Here is a 19,859-nt window from a genome sequence, read left to right on the forward strand (position 1 = left end):
TCCTGCAGGCGGCCCGAGCCGGCCCGGGGGCTGCTTCCGCTCCCCGGAGGCAGCCCCATGCCGTCGCCCGGAAGAAGGCCGCCCACAAGCGGTACCGTCTTCCGCTGCGCCCGCCCCGCCTCCGGCCGCACGGGGGCAGTGCCCTGGTCCACCTGACGCCGTACGTACCGGACGGCCGGGCGCCGGCCTCGCACGGACCGCGGCTCCGTGAAGGGCAGGACGCCGACGGCGGCCGGCCACCTGACACCCGCCGGGGTGAACGCACGGCTGCCAGGTGAAGGTCCGGCCGCACCTCGCCCGGTCACCGGCCGTTGCGGGGAGCGGGGATCCGCGGGAGGAGTTCCCACAGCGGACGTCCGCCGCTCGCCCAGGCCGCGAGGATGCGCCGGTCGGCCAGGTGCATGCGCAGTTGCTGGGCCAGGGGTGCGCAGCGGGTGGAGAAACGGCCGTTGGTGACGACCAGGACGATGTCGGCGCCGTACAGCTGGCGGGCGGTGCCGTTGACCCGTTGGAGGTCGGGGGTGCCGACGGCTGAGCCGCGGTCCCCGTCCTTGCGGTGCTTGGCCTGGATGACCCAGGTGCGGCCCAGGGGGTCGGTGGCCAGGACGTCGGCGCCGTTGTCGCCGGCCCCGCCGATCTGCCGGGCGTCGGCGCACCCGTCACGGAGCATCAGGTCGCGGATCGCGTACTCGAAGTCGCGGTGGTGCAGGGCGTCCAGCTGCGGCAGTCCGTAGCGAAGTGCCTGCTGCCGTACCCGGTCCCATGCCTGCTGCCGGCGGTACCGGTGGACCCGCACCGCCGTGCCGACGGCGGCGAGGGCCCCGAGTACGACCAGCACCCACCAGTTGACCAGCAGCCAGGAGACCACCGCCCAGACCAGGGCGAGGCCTGCGACGGCACCGGAGCCGAGCAGGAGCAGCTGAGTGTCCTGGCGCTGCCGCCGGCGCGAACGACGCCGGCGCCGAGGCGTGCTGCGGCGTACGGGACGACGTGCCGCAGGCCGGCGGCGGGGCGGTGGGCGGCGGTCGGCCATCAGGCGCGCTCCGTTTCCAGCGGGAGGAATGGGTGATGCCGAAGGCGAGTCGGCCCCAGAGGCCGCCGAGGCCCACGCCCGGCGGGGACGGAGCGATACGGTGCCGGGAGCGAGCACGGTGATCACGGTCAGCTTCTCGTCGTTCCGGCTCCGGGCCTCGGCGCACCGGCGCAGCCGCAGCCGCAGCCGCAGCAGACGATGACGGCGAGCAGTGCTCCCGTGTTGATCGTCAGCACACTCTTCCGCCCCCGGACCACCCTCGGTCTCGTTTCGACCCCTCTGTGTATCCGCATCCCGCAGTCCGTACCTCCAGGTCACCGGATGATGACGCAAAGGAACCGATTGGCCGGATCTCGCAGAAGGCGCACCGGTCCGGCCGCGTGGCGGATGCGGCGAAGCGGCCGCCGTGCGAGGTCAGGGGTCCGGCACGGGACGGCGCCGCTCGGCTCGGCGTGCCGTCGGCGGCAGGGCGAGTGCCGCGCCGCCGAACACCGCACCGAGCGCGAGCCAGCCCGTGGTGCCGTGCGGCAGGACGAGGGTGGTGACCGCGAGGGGGCCCAGAGCCTGGGTGAGGGAGATGCCGGTCTGGAAGACGCCCTGGTAGGCGCCCTGGGCATGATCGGGTGCCAGGGCGTAGCCGAGTGTCCAGCTGCCGGCCTGGGAGGTGACCTCGCCCAGGGTCAGGAGCAGGACGGCCGCCAGGAGGATCACGCTGGCGGCGGCCGGGGCGCGGTGCGCGGCTGCGGCGGCCGTGACGCAGGCGAGGGCGGTGAGCAGGCCGCCGAGGCGGAAAGCCCGTGCCGCGGCGGGGAGTTCGGTGGCGCCGCGGCCGGCCCGGACCTGCAGGGTGACGACGAGGACGGTGTTGAGGACGAGGAGGACGCCGACCAGGGGGCGGGGGGCGTTCGTGTAACCGGTGAGCCATAGCGGCAGAGCGACCTCCAGGACGACGTAGAGCATGTTGACGATCGCGTTGAGCGCCGTGACGGCGAGGTAGGGGCGGTCTCCCAGTGCACCCGGACCGCGGCCGGGGGAAGCGGAGCGGTTCGGCCGGCGGGAGCCGCCGGGCCGGTCGGTGACGGGCTTCTCCGCGACCGGGTGCGTGGCGCGGACCGAGCGCAGGGGGAACAGCGCCAGCAGGAACGTGAGGGCGTTGGCGAGGATCGCGGCCTGGTAGGCGCCGTGGTGGCCGAAAGCCGCGACTCCGGCGCCGAGGGCGGCACCCGCGCCGATGCCGGCGTTGTTGACGGCGCGCAGCAGACCGAGGGCGGGGGTGCGGGTGGCGGCCGGCAGGCTGTGCGCGTAGAGAGTGCTGCGCACGGCGGCGTTGGCCCTGCTTCCGGCGGTGACCGCGCACGCCAGCAGGACGAACGCCGGATAGGTGCCGGCGAAGGCGAAGGCGGCCATCGCGGCGGCCTGGAGGACATGAAGGACGGCGAGGACCTCCTTGGCACCGTACCGGTCGGCGGCCCGGCCCGCGGGGTAGGCGGCGAAAACGCCGCACAGCCCGGCGAGGGTGAGCGCGAGGCCGATCCGGCCCGTGGAGTAGCCGAGCCCGCGGGTGAACCAGAGCATGCTGACAGCAAGGAACAGGCCGTTGCCTGTCGCGTTCACGACGATCAGCAGACCCAGGGACCGCACGACGGGGTCAGCCGCCGGCCTGGACCTCTCCGCCCCGGCCCGGAGCCGGGCCGGGGACGGCGAAACCGGAAGAGACGTAGAGGAAGAAGATGATGGCGCGGTACTCATGGCCGTCAGCCAAGCCCGCACGCGCACAAGCCGGAATGGATTAAGAAGTCATCTCATTTGGGCGACTCGGTAGTCTGTGAGCCATGGTGGGGATCGTTGAGCGGCTGGTGCCGGACGAGTTGTGGGCGTTGTTCCAGCGGGTGGTGCCGGAGGCGCCGTCGCGGCCGCAGGGTGGTGGTCGGCGTCGGTACGGCGACCGGGAAGTGCTGGCGGCGATCGTCTTCGTGGCCACGTCAGGTTGTACCTGGCAGCAGCTGCCTTCGGCGTCGTTCGGCCCGTCCGGAGCGACCGCCCACCGGCGGTTCTCGGAGTGGTCGAAGGCCAGGGTGTGGGCCAGGCTCCACCGCCTGGTCCTCGACGAACTCGGTGCCCGCGGCGAGCTTGACTGGTCAAGGTGCGCGATCGACTCGGTGAACATGCGAGCCCTGAAAAGAGGGACCTGACAGGTCCGAATCCTGTCGACCGGGGCAAGTACGGCTCGAAGATCCACCTGATCACCGAACGGACCGGTCTGCCCATATCCGTCGGCATCTCCGGGGCCAACCTGCACGACAGCCAAGCCCTGATACCCCTCGTGAAGGGCATCCCACCGATCCGCTCACGCCGCGGCCGGCGACGGCGCAAGCCCGCCAAACTCCACGCCGACAAAGGATACGACTACGCCCACCTGCGGCGATGGCTACGCGAACGCGGCATCACCCACCGCATCGCACGCAAGGGAGTCGAGCCCTCCCAACGGCTGGGCCGCCACCGCTGGACCGTGGAACGCACCATGGCCTGGCTCGCCGGCTTCCGCCGACTCCACCGACGCTACGAACACAAGGCCGACCACTTCCTCGCCTTCACCAGCATCACCTGCACCCTCATCTGCTACCGCCGACTCGCCAAATGAGATGACTTCTAAGACTGGGGCTTAATGATTCGTTTCCGCCTCGGCCTGGCCGACCTCGCCGCCACCTCCTTCGCGTACTCCCCTCTGCAGGAGACCGTCCTCAGCCTGCGCATATGGGGACCTCACTCCCCCCGCATGCCCCATATGAAAAACGCCTTCGCCAATACCCGACCGGCCTTCGAACAGCTCGACCATGAGCTGCTGACCGCTCTCGTGGCCCGGCGGCGCTACTGGGTCCCCGATCTCCTCACCCCGCGCCCCGCCGTGCCCGCGCCCGACATCAGAGCGGAACTCGCCGCCCTGCGGGCCACCGACCCCGCGCTGCTCGGCCCCGGCCTGGAGCAGACCTTCGCCCCGCTCGGCGAGCCGGTCCCGCCCCGGCTCGCTGCCGGCCTGCACGATCCGGCCGGGCTCCTGGCCGACATCGCCGACGCGCTGGAGTCGTACTGGAACGTCTGCCTGCTGCCCCTCTGGCCCCGCCTCCGCTCACTCCTCGAAACCGATCTCGCACACCGGGCCCGGATCCTGGCCGAGCACGGAGCCGGCCTGCTGTTCACGGGCATCAGTGAGCGGCTCACCTGGCAGAACGGCATCCTCAGCATCCACCGGCGAGGCCCCTGGGCCAGTACCACCGACGACATCCCCATCGACGGCCGCCGGCTGCTCCTGACCCCCAGCTGCTTCGTCGACGGCGTCTCCACCATGCTCGGCCGCGACGCCCCGCCCCACATCGTCTACACCACCCGCGGCACAGCCCTCCTGACCGAGCGGCACGAACCCACCACACCCCATGCCCTGGAATGCCTGCTCGGCCGCCCCCGCGCCCGGTTGCTGGCCCTGCTCGCCGAACCGGCCACCACCACAGAACTCGCCCACCGCCTGAACGTCACCCCCGCCGCCGTCAGCCAGCACCTCTCCGCCCTCGCCGCGGCCCGCCTCCTCGACCGCACCCGACACATCCGACCAACAGACACCTCCCGAAAACCACCAACCAGGCACTACGACAGCGCACAGAAACCCCCAGTGTTCCGCGGCAGAGCGATCGCCGACAAACCCCCAGAACTCCGCAGTGGGGCCGGCGCCCACCGCTGTCGTCGGGGCCTCGGATCGACGGCCCGCCGGTGCGGCAGCAGACTCGCAACGACCTGAACCATGTCGCTCATCCGTTCGCGGCGGCCGAGATGACGGGCCGGTGCCCGCCAGTCCTTCAGGCGGGCGACGTTGTGCCCGGCCCGGACGCGGCGGGAGGAAGGCGCTCTGCGCTGCCGCTGGTGCATTTCCTCGTACCAGTCCGGGGCGTTCTTCCTGAACTTGCGACGGGGTGGCGTCACCACGCGTCCGCCGGTCCGGGCGCCCAGGCCCTGGCAGCCGACGTCCGCAAGGATCTCCACCGCTGGACCGTCCGCCAGGAGCTTGACCAACCCCAACTGGCGGGCGTCGGTGATGTCCCCGTAGCTTCCGGGTGTGGTCGGGCTGCTGAACAGAAGCCGCCCGCCTCCGCCGGTGAGGACCATGGCCTTGACTGTGTTCTGCTTGTTCCTCCCGGAGAAGTACCTGTCCCGGCCCTTGCGCCGGACTGCCGGGCGGCGGACCCGGATCCCGGTGCCGTCGGTGATGCCGGTCTTCCCGGTCGCGCCGAGGCGGCCGATGACCTCGGCAAGGGGCCGCAGCCGCACGCCGGGGCTGGTCGTGCACCCCCGCCCGGCGAGCAAGGGGCCCTACCTCGCCGATGGTCCGGGTGATGGTGGAGCGGTCCACGTTGAATCAGCAGGCCAGCACGTCATGGGTCACTCCGTGACAGAGATGGACAAGAGCGGCCAGGGGCCGGTCGATGAACACCGCCGGAAGAGCGGAGGCGGGACGCGGGGCCGGGCCCGCCTTCGCAGGACCGGCGCCCACCGCCTGTTCACAGGTCCTGCCGGCGGCCCGTACGCGGGCCCGCTGCGGAGGGCTGCCCGGCGTCGCGGTGCCGGCGCGCGCGCTCCAGCTCAGCGGCATCCGGCATCCAGAAGCCGTGCTGTCCAAGGGCGGCACAGCCGCCGCGGACGAAGACGCTCACCAGGTTCCGGTACCCCTCGATCCCGTCGACCAGGCTGTACTCGACCCGGTACTCCGGATCCGACCCGCCTTCGGCCTTGTGCACCGTCGTGACCCGGGCGGCGGAGTCCGCGTAGAAATGGAGCTGGATCCCCTCGCCCATCTCTTCGTCCTCGATGGTGAACACCTCGTTGTCCGCGGCAGAGCGATCGCCGACGAACTCCCAGAACTCCGCGGTGGCGGTGCGGGATGCGCCCGCGCGCCACTTCTTCTCGACGCCCTTGTCGTCGGTGAACGACAGGGCCGTCTTCCTCGCCTCCCCGCCGGCCCCGGGATGATCGCCCGCGGCCTCCTCGTCATCCTCGACGGGCGTGCTCCTGGAGCGGCCCGCGGCCTCCGAACAGATCAGGAAACCCACGGTACGTACCGCGTCATCGACGAGGTCAGGGTACGCACGGCGCACGGCCGTCCCGGCCGTCGCCGCCATCCGCTCCCAGGCGCGCTTGTCCGTGGCGCGCTTCCCCCTCCGCGGATCGAGGCCGATCCGCATGCCGGCGCACGCCTGCTCGGCGGTGGCGATCACACGCATGACCTCGGGCAGCAGCGCGGGGTCCACCGCATCGGGTATCCGTCCCGGGATCGTCGCGCCGTGCAGGTACTGGCCCGTGTACCGCAGAACCGCGGCGTCGAGTGGAGCGAGGACCACTCCGCGCACGGCGCGACGCCGGTCCGCGTGGTACTCCTGCGCCCGTTTCCCGTCGGACGCCTCTGTCGCCCCGCGCATCGCCGCGCAGACCTGACCGCGTTCGAGCAGACCGATGTCGGCCCCGTGGGCGATGAGCCGCCCCCTGTCCCACCGGATGTGCCGGAAGAGCGTGTCGACGTCCGCGGGCGGGGAGAGGAGGATCGGGTCCAGGAGCGCCACGGCGGCGTTCTCGTCGAGCCGGCCCCGGGTGCCGGCGGCGTCGCACAGCGGAAGGACCGCACTCCACAGCAGCAGGTGCCTGGCCAGGTCCTCCCGTATCACCGAAAGATGGGCCTCCCCGATCGGGAACGTGAACGTGCGGGGCTCATGGTTGGCGTCCGCTCCGCCGCCGAGCATCAGCCTCAGCTCCCCGCCCTCGCGGATCACCTCCACACCCCACCCGCTCCTGCGTGTGAAGACAATGTCTCTCATGGGCTCTGCCCCCAAGGCTGCGGAAATCGGGTCGGGTTCTGACAAGGTGCGGCGGCGATCGACAGCCACCGCACGAAGCCGCCTGCCCATCATGAACCGTCCGGTATCGGTGGAGGCACGATGCGCTCAACTCCAGCCGCGGCCGGGCTGGAGTTGAGCGCGGTAGCTGGTCCCCTGCCCACGGGACGGGACGTCGCCGATCGCTGTGCGAAGACGCCGGTTGTCCAACCGGTCGACCCGTACCGCGGGGCGAATCCGGCGCCGGCGGGGCCGTGCCGGGGCTTGCGCGCTTCGGCCGGCTCCGTTGCGTAGAGACCGGTCCGGGATTCCATGAGCGCGTCGTCCGGGGCACTGCCGACCGCACCGGTCAGGCGCAGACACCGGCGCCGAGGAGGCGGGCGGTGGTGCGGCGTGCCGCCGGTATGCCTTCGCGGTGCGGCTGCCACCAGGCTTTTCGGACTTTGCGGACGCTGGAGTTGCCCGCATGGATTCGGCTGGTCTGCGTCTCCAGCTCGGTGTCACGGACCGGCCGGATACTGGGGGGTGCGGTTCTCGGCAGCGTAGTAGCTGCTCGTCGCGGTCTTCGGTCCATGGCTGGTCAGAGCGCGGCAGACCAGCCCGGGGGCGGATACCTGGCGGTGTGCGTCGATGAACGCTACGAGCGTTTCGACAGCCGGCCGAACCCGGCCACGAAGGAAGCCGAGGCCGCTTCCAGGATCCCGTCGGCCCCTCTCAACTCTGCGCCACCGGCTCCGAGCCACTTGATCTCCTCGGCCTCCTCGGGCGTGTCGCCGGGCCGCCGGCCGGCACCGCCCTCGCGGACCCCGGCCCGCACCGTCCAGGCCGCACCGGTTCCCGGCTCGGCCGCGACCGTCCTCGTCTCGGCCCACTCGTTCCGGTGGTCGGGACCGGTCTCCGCGACCACGCGCGCCGCGTGCTCATGAAGCTCGGGCGGACAGAGGGACGGGCGTGTCATGACTCGGTCCTCCCGGAGGATCGAGCCTCCATCGGACCCGGAGCGGTTCGCCTCGCCGCACCCCTCCCACAGCCGCCCGAGCACGGCCGGAGTCCAGCCCGAGGTAGGTGACGTACCGGTCCGCCCCATACTTCTCGGACACGTCTCTGCCCGCCCGCGTGTGCTACGCGAAGGCTTCGGGCAGCCGCATGCGGCTCACCGGCCGGATAGCCGGACCGCGACTGCTGGGGTCTCGGCCCCGATGGCCGAAGGTATCGGCCCACCGGCACCGCACGGGCCAGGACACCGGCCGTGAGGCGGCCGGGCACACAGGCGGACAGGGGTAAAAAAGGCGACAGTGAAGTGGACGACGGCGCACGCGGCCAGGTGCGCACGGCGGGCCCTCCGGTCTTGCCGGTGAGCGCGCCGATCGTGTGCCTTAAGGAAGGAGTCCGGCATGTGTGACGTGGCAACCCGCTGCCCTGCCCGTCGAGGGAAGCATCTCCCGGGAGAAGGCTCCGGTACGGCCGGAGGCCGACGATGAACCGGTCCCCCGTACGGGACGCGTCCCGGCGCAGGGTGCGCTTCGAGGGCTGGATCGCGGGCCTGGGTTCCTCCTCGGGGACGCGTGTGGTGCTCGGCCACTGGCAGCACTCCCCCTTCGGCGCGTTCAGCGACGTGATGCTGGAACGGGCCGGAGGCGAGCGGCTGCTGTTCGCGCCCACACGGGAGACGGCGGACTTCATCGCCGCCACGTACGTCTTCGACGCCGTGCACGTCGTACCGGTGCAGGTCGGCGTCACAGGACGGACCTGGACCGTGACAGCCGGCCCCCTCACGCTGCGCTTCGTCACCGGACGGCGCGGCCCACTGGGCCTCCTGCTGCGCGCCGTGCCCGGCGCACTCGCCCGCCGGCCGGCATGGAGCGCCCTCCTGGACCGGCCGGCCCGGCTGCTGCTGCCCGGGGTACGGACCCGGGGCAGCGCCCGCACAGGCCGCCGCGAGTGGTACAGCGCCCGGGACCTGCGACCGGCACACCTCGTCTCCGGAGTCTTCGAAGGCACCGGTCTGGGAACGCCAGCTCCTGTCGAACCGCCCGTGCGCTTCGGTTTCGGCTCAGTGCCGAGGAAACCCGCGCTCACCCAGGTCACCACGACCGTGGAACTCAGCCCCGGCTGACGGCCACCACCCCACAGACAACCCCCCGACGGGGTGCGGGTGTGCCGGACCGGCCAGGACGCCGGACAGCTCGGCCGGGATTACCTCTTGGCCGAGAAGCTGCGCGAGGACGTGTACGCCGTCGAGGTGTGAGCATCCGTCCCGCCCCTCATGGCGGTGGCTCCGGCGCGGGGCCACCGCCATGCCCGGTTCAGAGCGGACGGAACATCATGTGCTGGCCGACGAGTCCTGCGTCGGGGTGGTCGAAGGCCAGCGGTGCGGTGCCGACGACCTCGAAGCCCAGCGACTTCCAGAGGTGCACCGCCGGCTCGTTGACCTCCACGACCGCGTTGAACTGGATGCCCCGGAAACCCTGCTCGCGGGACCACTCGATGACGTACTCCCCGAGCCGGCGGCCGACGCCCTTGCCCTGGTGGGCCGGGTCGACAAGGAACGAGCCCGTCCCGATATGGGAGCCGCGTCCCGGCTTGTTCGGCCCCATCTTCGCCGAGCCCACGATCCTGCCGTCGACGACGGCGACCACCGTGCGCCCCGGCGGCTGCTCCATCCACCACGGCTTTGCCTCGTCGAGGCTCTGCCCCTCGGGGAACGCGTACGTACGCCCCTCGGTCATGATCGCGGAGTAGAACGGATAGATGCTCGGCCAGTCCTCGTCTGTGGCAACGCGAATCTCCATTCGGCACACGATACGTGGCGGGCGAACGGGGGCTCCGGCCGAGGGTGTTGCCACGTGGGCGTTTCACCTGTGGCTCAGGAACGAACTGCCACCGGGCCGGCCGCTCCCCTTCCGGGCGGGACGGCGCGAGGCGCGTGGTGGCCGGCCCTCCGGCTCCCCGCCGGCGACGGTTTCACAGGACACACGGCCCACCCGGCCGGGCGCCCTCATCCCACCGGCCGAGCGCGCCGCGCACACCGCGCCCGGCGCCGAGCCAGGCCGTCGTGATCCGCTGCCTCTGCCCGAGATGCCGGTACCCGTGGCCCGGGAGCCCTGTTCCGCGACTGCTCCTTCTCCCTGGTCCCCAGGAACGTGACCGAGTTCGCCGGGAAGGTGTACGGAAAGGAGCCTGGCACCCCGGTCAGGGTGGACGTCACCGGGGTGAGGGGGGTGGCGGTCCCGCTGTTCACAGCGGCTGGGCCGGCCGCCAGCGTGGTGACCCGCGCTCTGGGCGCGACCCGGGCCCCGCCGGAATCGATGCCGGTGCGTGCCGCGGTCCCTGGGCGTTGACGACCTTGCCGATCAGGTCACCGGTCCCCGGCCCCGAGTCGCCGGCGGAGACCGCGCCGGAGAAGTCGTCGGCCATGGGGGCGTACCGTCCGTCCTCCGATGTGACCCGTACGTCGTCGCAGGAGGCGGACGTCGCCCACGTGGACAGGCCGACGGCACCGGAGACCGGGCCGTCGAGGGCCGGTGTGCCGGTGGCTGTGGAGAGGACGACCCGGTCGCCTCCGTTGTTCATGACAGCTTCTGGACCTCGTAGTCGGCCGGGCCCCGGGCCGCTTGGTTGTTGAACCAGATGAGGTCGGGCTGCCTCTGCACGTAGTCCTCGTTGACGAGGAGGGGCTCGCAGGAGGCCAGTTCGACGACATCCGCGTTGCGTCCCAGACCGGTCATGAACGCGGCCTCGGCCAGGCCGTCGCCGAAGGTGTTCCCCTGGGAAGCGTACTCACCGAGGAAGACCTCGGGGCCGGAGCGGTCGTACGTGTCGTAGCGGTTGTTGTTCTCCGGGAACCACTGCGGGCTGTTGTGGTGATGCTCGTCGACCATGGCCACGCCGGCGTCGCGGCTGAGTTCCCAGGCGGTGCCGGAGGCGGCGGGCCCGGAGTCAAAGGCCACCGTGACGTCGGGGTACTTCGCTTCGATGGCCGCCCGGAACTGTGTGAAGCGCTCGAAGAACTCGTGAGGCAGGTTCTCCTCGTTGCCGGCCTCGGTGTGGGTGAGGCCGAACGGCTCGGGGGCCCCTGCCCGCGCGCTTGCCGCACCGGGGGACGTCACCGGCCCGTTCGCGAACTCGATGAGGTCCAGGGGGTCCTGGTCACGGCCGCCGGGCCCCTCCCCCGCGCCTTCCGGAACACAACCTGTGTCCGGCAAGCGCCTTCGCCCCATGGTCGACTGCCGTGCCGGGCCGTGCCGGGCCGTACCGTCATCGGCAACACCGCCGCGCCGGTGCCGGAAGAGCACCGGCAGAAGTGCTGTCCGGAAGCGGCGGGAGGCGGTTACCCGTTCGCCTCCGGGGCACCGAGGAGCAGCCCGCCTCCGAAGGGCCCCGCACCGGTGCCCGGCCTTCCCCGTCGGCCCGTCAACGAGAGCCGGTGGAAGGGGCGTTGCCGTAGTAGGCGTCCGGCCCGTGCTTACGCGTGTAGTGCCTGTCCAGGAGGTGCCGTGGAGGTTCCGAGGGGCCGAGGGGGGCCGGCCGGAGGGCCAGGGTGTGCAGGGCCATCTCCGCCACCGCCTCGCAGACGATGGCGTTCTCCAGCGAGGCCGTCGCGGTGGCGCCCCAGGTGAACGGCCCGTGCCGGGAGACGAGCGCCCCGGGCACCGCGTCGGCCCGCGCCCCGTCGCCCTCCAGCATGGCCACGATCACCTGGCCCGTGTTGTATTCGTAGTCCCGCGCGCACTGTTGGGCGGTGAGGTCCTTCGTCACGGGGATGGCTCCGTTGAAGGTGTCCGCGTGCGTCGTGCCCAGGACGGGGATCGGGTAGCGGGCCTGGGCGAAGGCCACCGCGTGGACGGAGTGGGTGTGCGTGACACCGCCCAGGGAGGGGAAGGCCCGGTACAGGCAGCGGTGGGTCTCGGTGTCGGTGGAGGGCCGGAGCTCCCCTTCCACCACCCGCCCGTCCTCCAGGTCCACCACCACCAGGTCCTCCTCGCGGAGGTCGGCGTAGGAGACGCCGGAGGGTTTGATGACGAACACGCCCGCCTCCCGGTCCACCCCGCTCACGTTCCCCCAGGTAAGCGTGGCCAGGCCTGCCTCCGGGATGCGCAGGTTGGCCGCCAGCACCTCTCGCCGAAGGCTCTTGAGGCTCGTATCGCTCACTACACTCTCACCGTATTCCGGACAGGGCCCCACAAGCGGGCTCGATAGGTCGATTCAGACTCAAGGCGAGAACCGCACCGGCCTGGACCGGCGCGAAGAACTCGCATGGCGCGAGCTGACACTCCCCAAATTGTGAGCGCTAACATGTCGCACACTCAAGTCCTTCGCAAGATGTTTGTGGGCTCGGCCCGGCCGAAGCCCAGGGAGGTTGTGAGCGCAAACACTCGTAGTTGCCCCAAAAGCCCCGCCCCGGGTCCCCCGGGGTGGGGGCGAAGCCGGGCGGTACCTTGGAGAGAGCTGCCGCTCCCCCCGGAAGGAAATGGATTGCCCCAGGTCCCCGGCGCCCTCAGGGCGCCCACCATGTCGGACGTGGCGCGCGCGGCGGGCGTCTCGCACCAGACCGTCTCACGCGTGCTCAGCCACCACCCCAACGTGAGTCCCAAGACCCGGGCCGCCGTGACGGAGGTCATCGAACGGCTCGGCTACCGGCGCAACCCGGCGGCGCGTGCCCTCGCCACCAGGCGCACCCACACCCTGGGCGTCATCGCGGTGAACACCACCCTGCACGGGCCGGCGAGTACGCTCACCGGCGTCCAGGAGGCGGCACGGGACCGGGGTTATCTGGTGTCGGCCGTCACCCTGCGGACGGCCACCGAGGCGGCGCTCACCGAAGCGATGCAGCATCTCGGCACCTGGGGTGTCGAAGGGGTCATCGCCATCACCCCCCAGCGCGACACGGTCGAGGCGCTGGCCGCCCTCGACGCCCCGTGCCCGATGGTGACGGTGGAAGGCGGCCACGCCCTCGGCCTCCCCGGGGTCTCCCTGGACCAGCACCTCGGGGCCCGCATGATCACGGAACACCTCCTCGCCGCCGGGCACTCCACCGTGTGGCATGTCGCCGGGCCCGAGAACTGGCTGGAGAGCGAGGCCCGCACCGCCGGGTGGGAAAGCGCCCTTCGTGACGCGGGGGCCGAGGTGCCTCCCCCTCTGCGGGGCGACTGGAGCCCTTTGTCGGGATACCAGGCGGGGCAGCAGCTGGCAGGCCGCGTCATGGCGTCCTCCACCCGCCGGCCGGGCCTCACGGCCGTGTTCGTCGCCAACGACCAGATGGCGCTCGGGGTACTGCGGGCCTTCCGCGAGGTCGGTGTGCGGACGCCGGAGGACGTCGCGGTCGCCGGCTTCGACGACATTCCGGAGGCGGAGTTCTTCCCGCCCCCGCTCACCACGATCCGGCAGGACTTCGCCTCGCTCGGCCAGAGCAGTATCGCGCTGCTTCTGGACCACATCGAGGGCAGGGAGGAGAAGCCGAGGCACGTCACGGTCGCCCCCGAGCTGATCGTTCGCGCGAGCACAGCGCGGCGGCGCACGGCCTGAGGAGAGCAACCCCTTTCCGGGCACGGGCCGGTGAGCCGTGACGGGCGGTGAGCCGTCGCGGGCGGTGAGCCGGGGAAGTGCTGTGTCTCCAGGGCCACACCGGCGCAGGCGCGGCAGGGGTGGCCGCGCGTGCCGACGATCTCGCCGGAGAAGCCGTTCGCCGTTGTGGACCCGGATGCCCGGCTCGGTGGTGCGCGCTTCGAGGCGTCTTCCCGGGACGGGGGCGTGGAGTACGGCCGCCCTGCGCGGCAGCGAGCGCCTGCCGCCGTCCAGGACCCGGTAGTGGTGGTGGGATCCGCCTCCGTCCAGGAGGAGCCGCGTGTCCGCGCGGGTCAGGGCGTCCGGCAGCCGGCGGGGGCGCCGCGGGCCGAACGGCGAATCGCTGACGGACCGGTGCCCGCCCCGGGGGATGAGGTCCGCGCCGACAGGGGTGTGGAGCGACGCGCCGGTCCGCAGGCGGTGGGCGGGCGCGCTGCCGCGCCCCTCCCCCCTCCGGGTTCCCGTACGCGTGGTTCGTGAGGTCGACGACGGCGGGCGCGTCGGCCACGGCGTGGTGGGCCGGGGCGAGGTTCCCGTCCCGGCCGAACGTGTAGGTGACACGCGCGTTCAGCGCTCCGGGGGGGAGCCCTGGCCGCGGTGCGGTCCGCGCGGTCAGAGCCGGACACCGGTGCGGGCGGCGGAGTGGAACGGTCCGCAGTTCCAGAGGCGTTGGCCGGGCCCCTCGGGCCCGCCGTGCAGGGCGTGGCCGTCCGCCTGCGTGTCCAGTTGGTGGACGGCGCCGTCCACCGGGAGCCGGCCGCCGGCGACGCGGCCCGCCGCCGCCCCGGAACAGCCCCCGGGCCCACGGGCCTGGGCGGCGTCCCGGGCGCCGGAGACGGTCTCGGCGAAGTGCCCCCACCGGCCGGGCAGGAGCAGGGAGTGCGGGCGGGCACCGAGTCGGTGAACCTCCGCGCGTGCCTGCCCCGGGAGTCCGAAGGCCCGTCTTTCCCCCGGGCCCGTGCCGGGCCGGCGCCCAGGGCGGCCGGTCCGCCGCCGCGGCGGTGTCCTCTGCCGGGCCGGTTCCCCGGCCGGTTCCTGCGGATGTCCCGTGATCCGCGTTCCCCGGCTGCCGGCCCGCTCGGAGGCCGCGCCGGGCGGGAGACGGCTCCGGCACGTCCGGTGGCCGGTGTCCGGGGCGGGCCCCGGTCCTCACTCGCCGGCGGGGCGGCGGCCGCTCATCAGACGCTGCAGCACGATGAAGACCAGCAGGAGGGCCCCGATGACGATGCGGGTCCACCACGAGCTGAGTGTTCCCTGGAAGTTGATGACGGTCTGGATCATGCCGAGGACCAGTACGCCCAGAGCCGTGCCCAGGACGAAGCCGGATCCGCCGGTCAGCAGGGTCCCGCCGATGACGGTGGCCGCGATCGCGTCGAGTTCCAGGCCCATGGCGTGCAGCGCGTACCCGGAGAGCATGTAGAACGTGAGCAGCAGTCCGCCCAGGGCCGAGCACAGGCCGCTGATCGCGTAGACGGCGACCTTGGTGCCGCCCACCGGCAGGCCCATCAGCCGCGCCGAGGTCTCGTTGCCGCCCAGGGCGTACACGTTCCGGCCGAAACGGGTGTGATGGAGGATCACGAAGGCGGTCGCCACGGTGACCAGGGCGATGATCACGGAGAGGGAGACGAAGAGGCCCTCGGGTCCGTACAGGCGCATCTGCGCGATCCTGACGGTGGCCGGATCGTTGATCGAGATGGACTCGGTGCTGATCATGTAGCAGAGTCCCCGGGCCAGGAACATGCCGGCCAGGGTCACGATGAAGGGCTGGATCTCGAAGGTGTGGATGATCCAGCCCATCAGCGCCCCGCCGGCGCCGCCGACGAGGAGCACCAGCGGGACGACGGAGGCGAGCGGCCAGTCGTACTGCTCCACCAGCCACGCGGTAAGCATCGTGGACAGCGCCACCATGGAGCCGACCGACAGGTCGATGCCGCCCGTGAGGATGACGAAGGTGACGCCGACGGCGACGACCAGGAGGAAGGCGTTGTCGATGAGCAGGTTCAGCACGACCTGGGCGGAGAAGAAGCCCTCGTAGCGCACCGAGCCGACGGTGAACATGGCCGCCAGCAGGACGGCGGTGACCATCAGGGGGATACGGGTGCGGCCGCGGGCCGAGGCCGCTCCCCGGAAGGGCCGGGTGAGGAACGCGGCGGTGTTCGCGATGCCGGTGCTCATGCGCGGGCCTCCTGGTGCGGCAGGACCTCGCCCGCCGGGGTGGTGGGACGTGGGGGTGCGGTCCCGCGCCGTCGCAGGACCTTGGACCGGAAGGCCGGGGACTGCACGAGGCAGACCACGATGACGACCACCGCCTTGAAGACGAGGGTGGTCTCGGGTGGGACACCGAGGGTGTAGACGGTCGTCGAGAGGGTCTGGATGATGAGCGCGCCCAGCACGGTGCCGCCCAGGGAGAAGCGTCCCCCGGTCAGGGCGGTGCCCCCGATGACGACCGCGAGGATCGCGTCGAGCTCGATCCACAGTCCGGCGTTGTTGCCGTCGGCGCTGGAGACGTTGGAACTGATCATCAGTCCGGCGACGGCGGCGCACACCGCGCTGAACACGTAGACCAGGGTGAGCAGGCCGGCCGCGCGGATGCCGGCCAGGCGGCTGGCCGTCGGGTTGCCGCCGACGGACTCGATCAGCATGCCCAGCGCGCTGCGCCGGGTGAGGAGGGAGGTGAGGGCGACGACGGCGGCCGCGAGGAGCACGGCGAAGGGGAACATCAGCAGGTGGCCGCCACCGATCATCTTGTACGGGCCGCTGCTCACGGTGATGATCTGGCCGTCGGTGATCAGCTGCGCGACGCCGCGGCCCGCGACCATCAGGATCAGGGTCGCCACGATGGGCTGCACGCCCAGCCGGGAGACCAGCAGTCCGTTGGCGAGGCCGAGTACCAGTGCCACGCCGAGGGCGAGGGCGACGGCGGTGAGCACGGTGCCGACGCTGCCGGGACTGGACGAGGTCGCTATGTACTGGCAGGCCAGGGCTCCCGCGATAGCGACGGTGGAGCCCACCGAGAGGTCGATGCCGCGGGTGGCGATGACGAGTGTCATGCCGAGTGCCACCAGGATGAGCGGGGCGCCGAACTGCATGATGTCGATGAGGCTGCCGTACAGATGGCCGTTGCGCACCCGCACGGCGAAGAAGTCGTGGGTGAAGGCGAGGTTGCCGAGCAGCAGGGCGAGCAGGGTGAGCGACGGCCACAGCAGACGGTGGCCGGTCAGGCGCTTCCCGGGGCCGCCCGCCGGGGTGGCCCGGGCGGGCTGGGAGGTCATGGGTGCGCTCCGGTGGCGATGGTGGCGAGTACGCGTTCGGGGGTGACGCTGTCGTCGTTGGTCAGGGTCGCCACCATCCGGTGGTCCCTGAGGACGCCGATGCGGTGGCTCAGGCGCAGGACCTCTTCGAGTTCCGCGGAGATGAACAGCACCGCGGTGCCTTCCGCCGCGAGACGTGCGACGAGTTTCTGGATCTCGGCCTTGGCCCCGATGTCGATGCCCCGGGTGGGTTCGTCGAGGATCAGGAGGCGCGGGTCGGTCAGCAGCCAGCGGGCCAGCAGGACCTTCTGCTGGTTCCCTCCGCTGAGGTGGCGTACCTGGGCCCCGGGGTCGGCGGGGCGGATGTCCAGGGCCCGGATCCAGTGCCGGGTCAGCTCGTCCTGTCTCGCACGCGCGAGCGGCCGTGTCCAGCCGCGTGCGGCCTGGAGCGCGAGCACGATGTTCTCGCGGATGGTCAGCTCCCCCACGAGGCCCTCGGCCTTGCGGTTCTCCGAGCAGAAGGCGATGCGGTGGGCGATGGCGTGCCGGGGGGTGCGCAGGGAGACCGTCTCCCCCGACACGCTCAGCTCGCCGGCGTCCGCGCTGTCCGCGCCGAACAGCAGACGCGCGGCTTCGGTGCGGCCCGATCCGAGGAGTCCGGCCAGGCCGATGACCTCTCCGGGGTGGATGTCCAGGTCGTACGGCTCGATGAATCCCGTCCGCGTCAGCTGCCGGGCCCGGAGGAAGGGTTCGCCCTCCGAGCGGCCGGCCGCCTCGCGGTGGGCCCGGTCCGAGAGCTGGTCGAGGGTGGTCAGCTCTCCGCCGGTCATGCGCTGCACCAGGGACACGGGGGTGAGTTCCCCGATCGTGTACTCGCCTTCCAGGCGGCCGTTGCGGAGGATGGTGACACGGTCGCAGATCTCGAAGACCTGGTCCAGGAAGTGGGTGACGAAGAGGATGGCGACTCCGCGGTCGCGCAGGCGCCGTATCAGGGTGAACAGTTCGGCGACCTCGTCGCGGTCCAGGCTGGAGGTGGGTTCGTCCAGGACGAGGACCTTGGCCGACACGTCCACGGCCCGGACGATGGCGACCAGTTGCTGGACGGCCAGGGAGTGCGCGCCGAGCGGGCTGGTGACGTCCAGCCCCAGGTCCAGCTCCTTCAGCAGGCCGGCGGCCCGCCTGCGCAGCGCGGACCAGTGGATGAGGCCGAACCTCCGGGGTTCACGTCCGATGAGGATGTTCTCGGCGACGGAGATGTTCTGGCAGAGGTTGACCTCCTGGTAGACGGTGCTGATGCCCGCCTGCTGGGCCTGGAGGGGGTCACCGAACCCGTGCGGCCGGCCGTCGACCAGGATGCTGCCCCCGTCGGCGGGGTGGACCCCGGTGAGCACCTTGATCAGCGTGGACTTGCCCGCGCCGTTCTCGCCCATCAGGGCGTGCACTTCGCCGGGAAAGAGCCGGAGGGCGACTTCGTCCAGGGCGAGTACGCCCGGGAACTGCTTGCGGATGCCCTGTGCTTCCAGCACCGGCTGCCGCTCGGCGGCGGCCCGGGGCTGCGGGGTGGATGGGACTGTCATCCGCCCTCCTCTCGTGAGGTGTGGCGGAGGAGGCGCCTCGCCGGGCCCCCTCCCGCGTCGAAGCGGTCTGCGTCAGTACCTGCGGCCGGGCAGCGCGGCCTCCGCCTCGGCCTGCGGGAAGACGCCTTCCTCGGTCTCCACGCGCGCCGGGACGTCCTCCCCGGCCGCGACCTTCTCGGTCAGGTCCATCAGCTGGTCGCCGAGCAGCGGGTTGCACTCCACCACGACGTTGATCTTGCCCTGGGTCATCGCCACGAAGGCGTCCTTGATCCCGTCCACCGAGATCACCTTGATGTCCTTGCCGGGCTGCTTCCCGGCCTCCTCGATGGCCTGGATGGCTCCGAGGGCCATGTCGTCGTTGTGGGCGTACAGGACGTCGATGTCCTTGTGGGACTTCAGGAACGCCTGCATGACCTCCTTGCCCTTGGCCCGGGTGAAGTCGCCCGTCTGCGAGGCGATGACCTCGAACTTGCCGTCGCCCTTGATGACCTCGGCGAACCCGGCCTTGCGGTCGTTGGCGGGGGCGGAGCCGGTGGTGCCCTGGAGTTCGACGATGTTGACCGGCCCCTTGTCGTCCGCGTACTCGGCGGTCAGCCACTCACCGGCGGACCTGCCCTCCTTGACGAAGTCCGAGCCGAGGAAGGTCTTGTAGAGCGAGGTGTCCTGGGTGTCCACGGCGCGGTCCGTGAGGATCACGGGGATACCGGCGTCCTTGGCCTCCTTGAGGACCGTGTCCCAGCCGGACTCCACCACCGGCGAGAAGGCGATGACGTCGACGCGCTGCTGGATGAAGGTGCGGATCGCCTTGATCTGGTTCTCCTGCTTCTGCTGCGCGTCGGAGAACTTCAGGGTGATGCCGGCCTTCTTCGCCGCCTCCTGGACGGACTTGGTGTTGGCGGTGCGCCATCCGCTCTCCGCACCGACCTGGGCGAAGCCGAGCACGATCTCGCCGTCCGGCTTCGCCCCGGGCCCCGGAGCGGTACCGGAGTCGGGGTTCTCGGTGGAGCAGGCGGTCAGCGCGGTGGACGCGATGAGGGCGATACCGGCGAGGACGGCGGTTCTGCGGGCCATGGCGGGTGGTCCTTTCGGGAGTTCACGGGGTGCCACCGGCGCGGCAGGGAGACGTACGGCCGGTGCGACGAGCCTTGGTCGAGCGACTTCGGGTGGCTTCGAGCGGTTTTCGGGTGGCTTCGAGCGTCTTCCGGACGGCTTCCGGGTGTCTTCGGGCAGCTTGGGGCGACGGGGCCCCGCTGCCGCCGGACGGACCGGCGCCAGGAACCGGCACGGGCGGACGGCCCTCCGGAGGAAGGGCGCCGCTGCATTGTGAGCGCTAACACCTCCGGTTCTCAATCCCCCGGTGTGCGTTACTTTCCCGTTATCGTTTCGCGCGGCCACGCGACTGCCTCCACCGCCGCCGCCCCCACCCACGGGCGACAAGGGCGCGGACCGGTACCCCCGAATCGGGCGCACACAGGGGTGATTATCACTGTTGACGGTCCGTCATGCCGGGTGACGCCCGTCGGTCACGCACCCCGCCGCGTGTACGCGAACCTCTTGATTC

General features: G+C 71.6%; 15 protein-coding genes and 2 pseudogenes. 4 read left to right on the forward strand and 13 right to left on the reverse strand.

Annotated elements, in window-relative coordinates; genetic code table 11:
* Nucleotides 1–301: 301 nt before the first annotated feature.
* Nucleotides 302–1,033 carry a restriction endonuclease gene (locus CP967_RS00105; RefSeq protein ID WP_150485940.1) on the reverse strand — a complete coding sequence of 244 codons (732 nt, stop codon included), beginning with the start codon at nt 1,031–1,033 and terminating at the stop codon, nt 302–304.
* Nucleotides 1,034–1,447: 414 nt separating this feature from the next.
* Entirely contained in the window at nt 1,448–2,647 is a 1,200-nt protein-coding gene (locus tag CP967_RS00110) for an MFS transporter (protein WP_167535292.1), read from the reverse strand.
* Between the two features lie 218 nt (nt 2,648–2,865).
* On the opposite strand from CP967_RS00110, the gene CP967_RS00115 reads away from it, so the two are divergent.
* Both CP967_RS00115 and CP967_RS34395 read left to right on the forward strand, forming a co-directional pair.
* Nucleotides 2,866–3,674 (forward strand): IS5 family transposase gene (locus CP967_RS00115; protein WP_150485942.1). Its coding sequence is split into 2 segments (ribosomal slippage): nt 2,866–3,220 and nt 3,220–3,674, totalling 810 coding nucleotides; the frame shifts between segments, so codons are not numbered across the junction.
* Nucleotides 3,675–3,698: 24 nt separating this feature from the next.
* Entirely contained in the window at nt 3,699–4,823 is a 1,125-nt protein-coding gene (locus CP967_RS34395; RefSeq protein ID WP_167535293.1) for a winged helix-turn-helix domain-containing protein, read from the forward strand.
* A 41-nt stretch (nt 4,824–4,864) separates the two neighbouring features.
* Here CP967_RS34395 and CP967_RS00125 read toward each other — a convergent pair.
* The 3 genes and pseudogenes from CP967_RS00125 to CP967_RS00135 all read right to left on the reverse strand — a co-directional run.
* Nucleotides 4,865–5,350, reverse strand: a pseudogene (locus tag CP967_RS00125) (transposase family protein); the annotation flags it as partial.
* Nucleotides 5,351–5,580: 230 nt separating this feature from the next.
* Nucleotides 5,581–6,888, reverse strand: coding sequence for a DUF6357 family protein (locus CP967_RS00130; RefSeq protein WP_150485943.1), 1,308 nt, complete (start codon nt 6,886–6,888; stop codon nt 5,581–5,583).
* Between the two features lie 655 nt (nt 6,889–7,543).
* Complete coding sequence (locus CP967_RS00135) at nt 7,544–7,864, reverse strand: hypothetical protein (protein WP_150485944.1); 321 nt, start codon at nt 7,862–7,864, stop codon at nt 7,544–7,546.
* A gap of 519 nt (nt 7,865–8,383) precedes the next feature.
* On the opposite strand from CP967_RS00135, the gene CP967_RS00140 reads away from it, so the two are divergent.
* The gene (locus CP967_RS00140) at nt 8,384–9,022 is read left to right on the forward strand and encodes a hypothetical protein (RefSeq protein ID WP_150485945.1); all 639 of its coding nucleotides are present in this window, start codon (nt 8,384–8,386) and stop codon (nt 9,020–9,022) included.
* Nucleotides 9,023–9,212: 190 nt separating this feature from the next.
* Here CP967_RS00140 and CP967_RS00145 read toward each other — a convergent pair whose 3' ends face one another.
* From CP967_RS00145 to araD, 3 genes and pseudogenes are all read right to left on the reverse strand, one after another.
* Nucleotides 9,213–9,698 carry a GNAT family N-acetyltransferase gene (locus CP967_RS00145; protein WP_150485946.1) on the reverse strand — a complete coding sequence of 162 codons (486 nt, stop codon included), beginning with the start codon at nt 9,696–9,698 and terminating at the stop codon, nt 9,213–9,215.
* A gap of 329 nt (nt 9,699–10,027) precedes the next feature.
* Nucleotides 10,028–11,126 (reverse strand): annotated as a pseudogene (locus CP967_RS00150) (alpha-L-arabinofuranosidase C-terminal domain-containing protein); the annotation flags it as partial.
* A gap of 193 nt (nt 11,127–11,319) precedes the next feature.
* A complete protein-coding gene (gene araD, locus CP967_RS00155) occupies nt 11,320–12,057 on the reverse strand; it encodes an L-ribulose-5-phosphate 4-epimerase AraD (RefSeq protein WP_150485947.1) in 738 nt (245 codons plus the stop codon).
* 360 nt (nt 12,058–12,417) lie between these two features.
* Here araD and CP967_RS00160 point away from each other — a divergent pair, with 360 nt between their 5' ends.
* Nucleotides 12,418–13,431 carry a LacI family DNA-binding transcriptional regulator gene (locus tag CP967_RS00160; protein WP_167535488.1) on the forward strand — a complete coding sequence of 338 codons (1,014 nt, stop codon included), beginning with the start codon at nt 12,418–12,420 and terminating at the stop codon, nt 13,429–13,431.
* Between the two features lie 651 nt (nt 13,432–14,082).
* On the opposite strand, the gene CP967_RS35330 is transcribed toward CP967_RS00160, so the two are convergent.
* The 5 genes from CP967_RS35330 to CP967_RS00190 all read right to left on the reverse strand — a co-directional run bounded on the left by CP967_RS35330 (nt 14,083) and on the right by CP967_RS00190 (nt 19,369).
* On the reverse strand, nt 14,083–14,523 hold the full coding sequence (locus tag CP967_RS35330) for an aldose epimerase family protein (RefSeq protein ID WP_150491611.1): 441 nt from the start codon (nt 14,521–14,523) through the stop codon (nt 14,083–14,085).
* 96 nt (nt 14,524–14,619) lie between these two features.
* The gene (gene yjfF / locus CP967_RS00175; RefSeq protein WP_150485949.1) at nt 14,620–15,645 is read right to left on the reverse strand and encodes a galactofuranose ABC transporter, permease protein YjfF; all 1,026 of its coding nucleotides are present in this window, start codon (nt 15,643–15,645) and stop codon (nt 14,620–14,622) included.
* Entirely contained in the window at nt 15,642–16,742 is a 1,101-nt protein-coding gene (locus CP967_RS00180) for an ABC transporter permease (protein WP_150485950.1), read from the reverse strand. Before CP967_RS00180 ends, yjfF begins: the two co-directional genes overlap by 4 nt.
* Nucleotides 16,739–18,298, reverse strand: a complete 1,560-nt coding sequence (locus CP967_RS00185) for a sugar ABC transporter ATP-binding protein (RefSeq protein ID WP_150485951.1) — start codon at nt 18,296–18,298, stop codon at nt 16,739–16,741. The genes CP967_RS00180 and CP967_RS00185 overlap by 4 nt, the downstream gene beginning before the upstream one ends.
* Before the next feature lie 72 nt (nt 18,299–18,370).
* The gene (locus CP967_RS00190; RefSeq protein WP_150485952.1) at nt 18,371–19,369 is read right to left on the reverse strand and encodes an ABC transporter substrate-binding protein; all 999 of its coding nucleotides are present in this window, start codon (nt 19,367–19,369) and stop codon (nt 18,371–18,373) included.
* Nucleotides 19,370–19,859: the final 490 nt, after the last annotated feature.

The sequence above is a fragment of the Streptomyces nitrosporeus genome (assembly GCF_008704555.1).
GTDB classification, from domain to species: domain Bacteria; phylum Actinomycetota; class Actinomycetes; order Streptomycetales; family Streptomycetaceae; genus Streptomyces; species Streptomyces nitrosporeus.

What these genes read in the sequence shown, in the direction of transcription:
- CP967_RS00105 (WP_150485940.1), bottom strand. Translation starts at nt 1,033, where the DNA reads ATGGCCGACCGCCGCCCACCGCCCCGCCGCCGGCCTGCGGCACGTCGT.
- CP967_RS34395 (WP_167535293.1), top strand. Translation starts at nt 3,699, where the DNA reads ATGATTCGTTTCCGCCTCGGCCTGGCCGACCTCGCCGCCACCTCCTTC.
- CP967_RS00130 (WP_150485943.1), bottom strand. Translation starts at nt 6,888, where the DNA reads ATGAGAGACATTGTCTTCACACGCAGGAGCGGGTGGGGTGTGGAGGTG.
- CP967_RS00135 (WP_150485944.1), bottom strand. Translation starts at nt 7,864, where the DNA reads ATGACACGCCCGTCCCTCTGTCCGCCCGAGCTTCATGAGCACGCGGCG.
- CP967_RS00140 (WP_150485945.1), top strand. Translation starts at nt 8,384, where the DNA reads ATGAACCGGTCCCCCGTACGGGACGCGTCCCGGCGCAGGGTGCGCTTC.
- CP967_RS00145 (WP_150485946.1), bottom strand. Translation starts at nt 9,698, where the DNA reads ATGGAGATTCGCGTTGCCACAGACGAGGACTGGCCGAGCATCTATCCG.
- CP967_RS00160 (WP_167535488.1), top strand. Translation starts at nt 12,418, where the DNA reads ATGTCGGACGTGGCGCGCGCGGCGGGCGTCTCGCACCAGACCGTCTCA.
- yjfF (WP_150485949.1), bottom strand. Translation starts at nt 15,645, where the DNA reads ATGAGCACCGGCATCGCGAACACCGCCGCGTTCCTCACCCGGCCCTTC.
- CP967_RS00180 (WP_150485950.1), bottom strand. Translation starts at nt 16,742, where the DNA reads ATGACCTCCCAGCCCGCCCGGGCCACCCCGGCGGGCGGCCCCGGGAAG.
- CP967_RS00185 (WP_150485951.1), bottom strand. Translation starts at nt 18,298, where the DNA reads ATGACAGTCCCATCCACCCCGCAGCCCCGGGCCGCCGCCGAGCGGCAG.
- CP967_RS00190 (WP_150485952.1), bottom strand. Translation starts at nt 19,369, where the DNA reads ATGGCCCGCAGAACCGCCGTCCTCGCCGGTATCGCCCTCATCGCGTCC.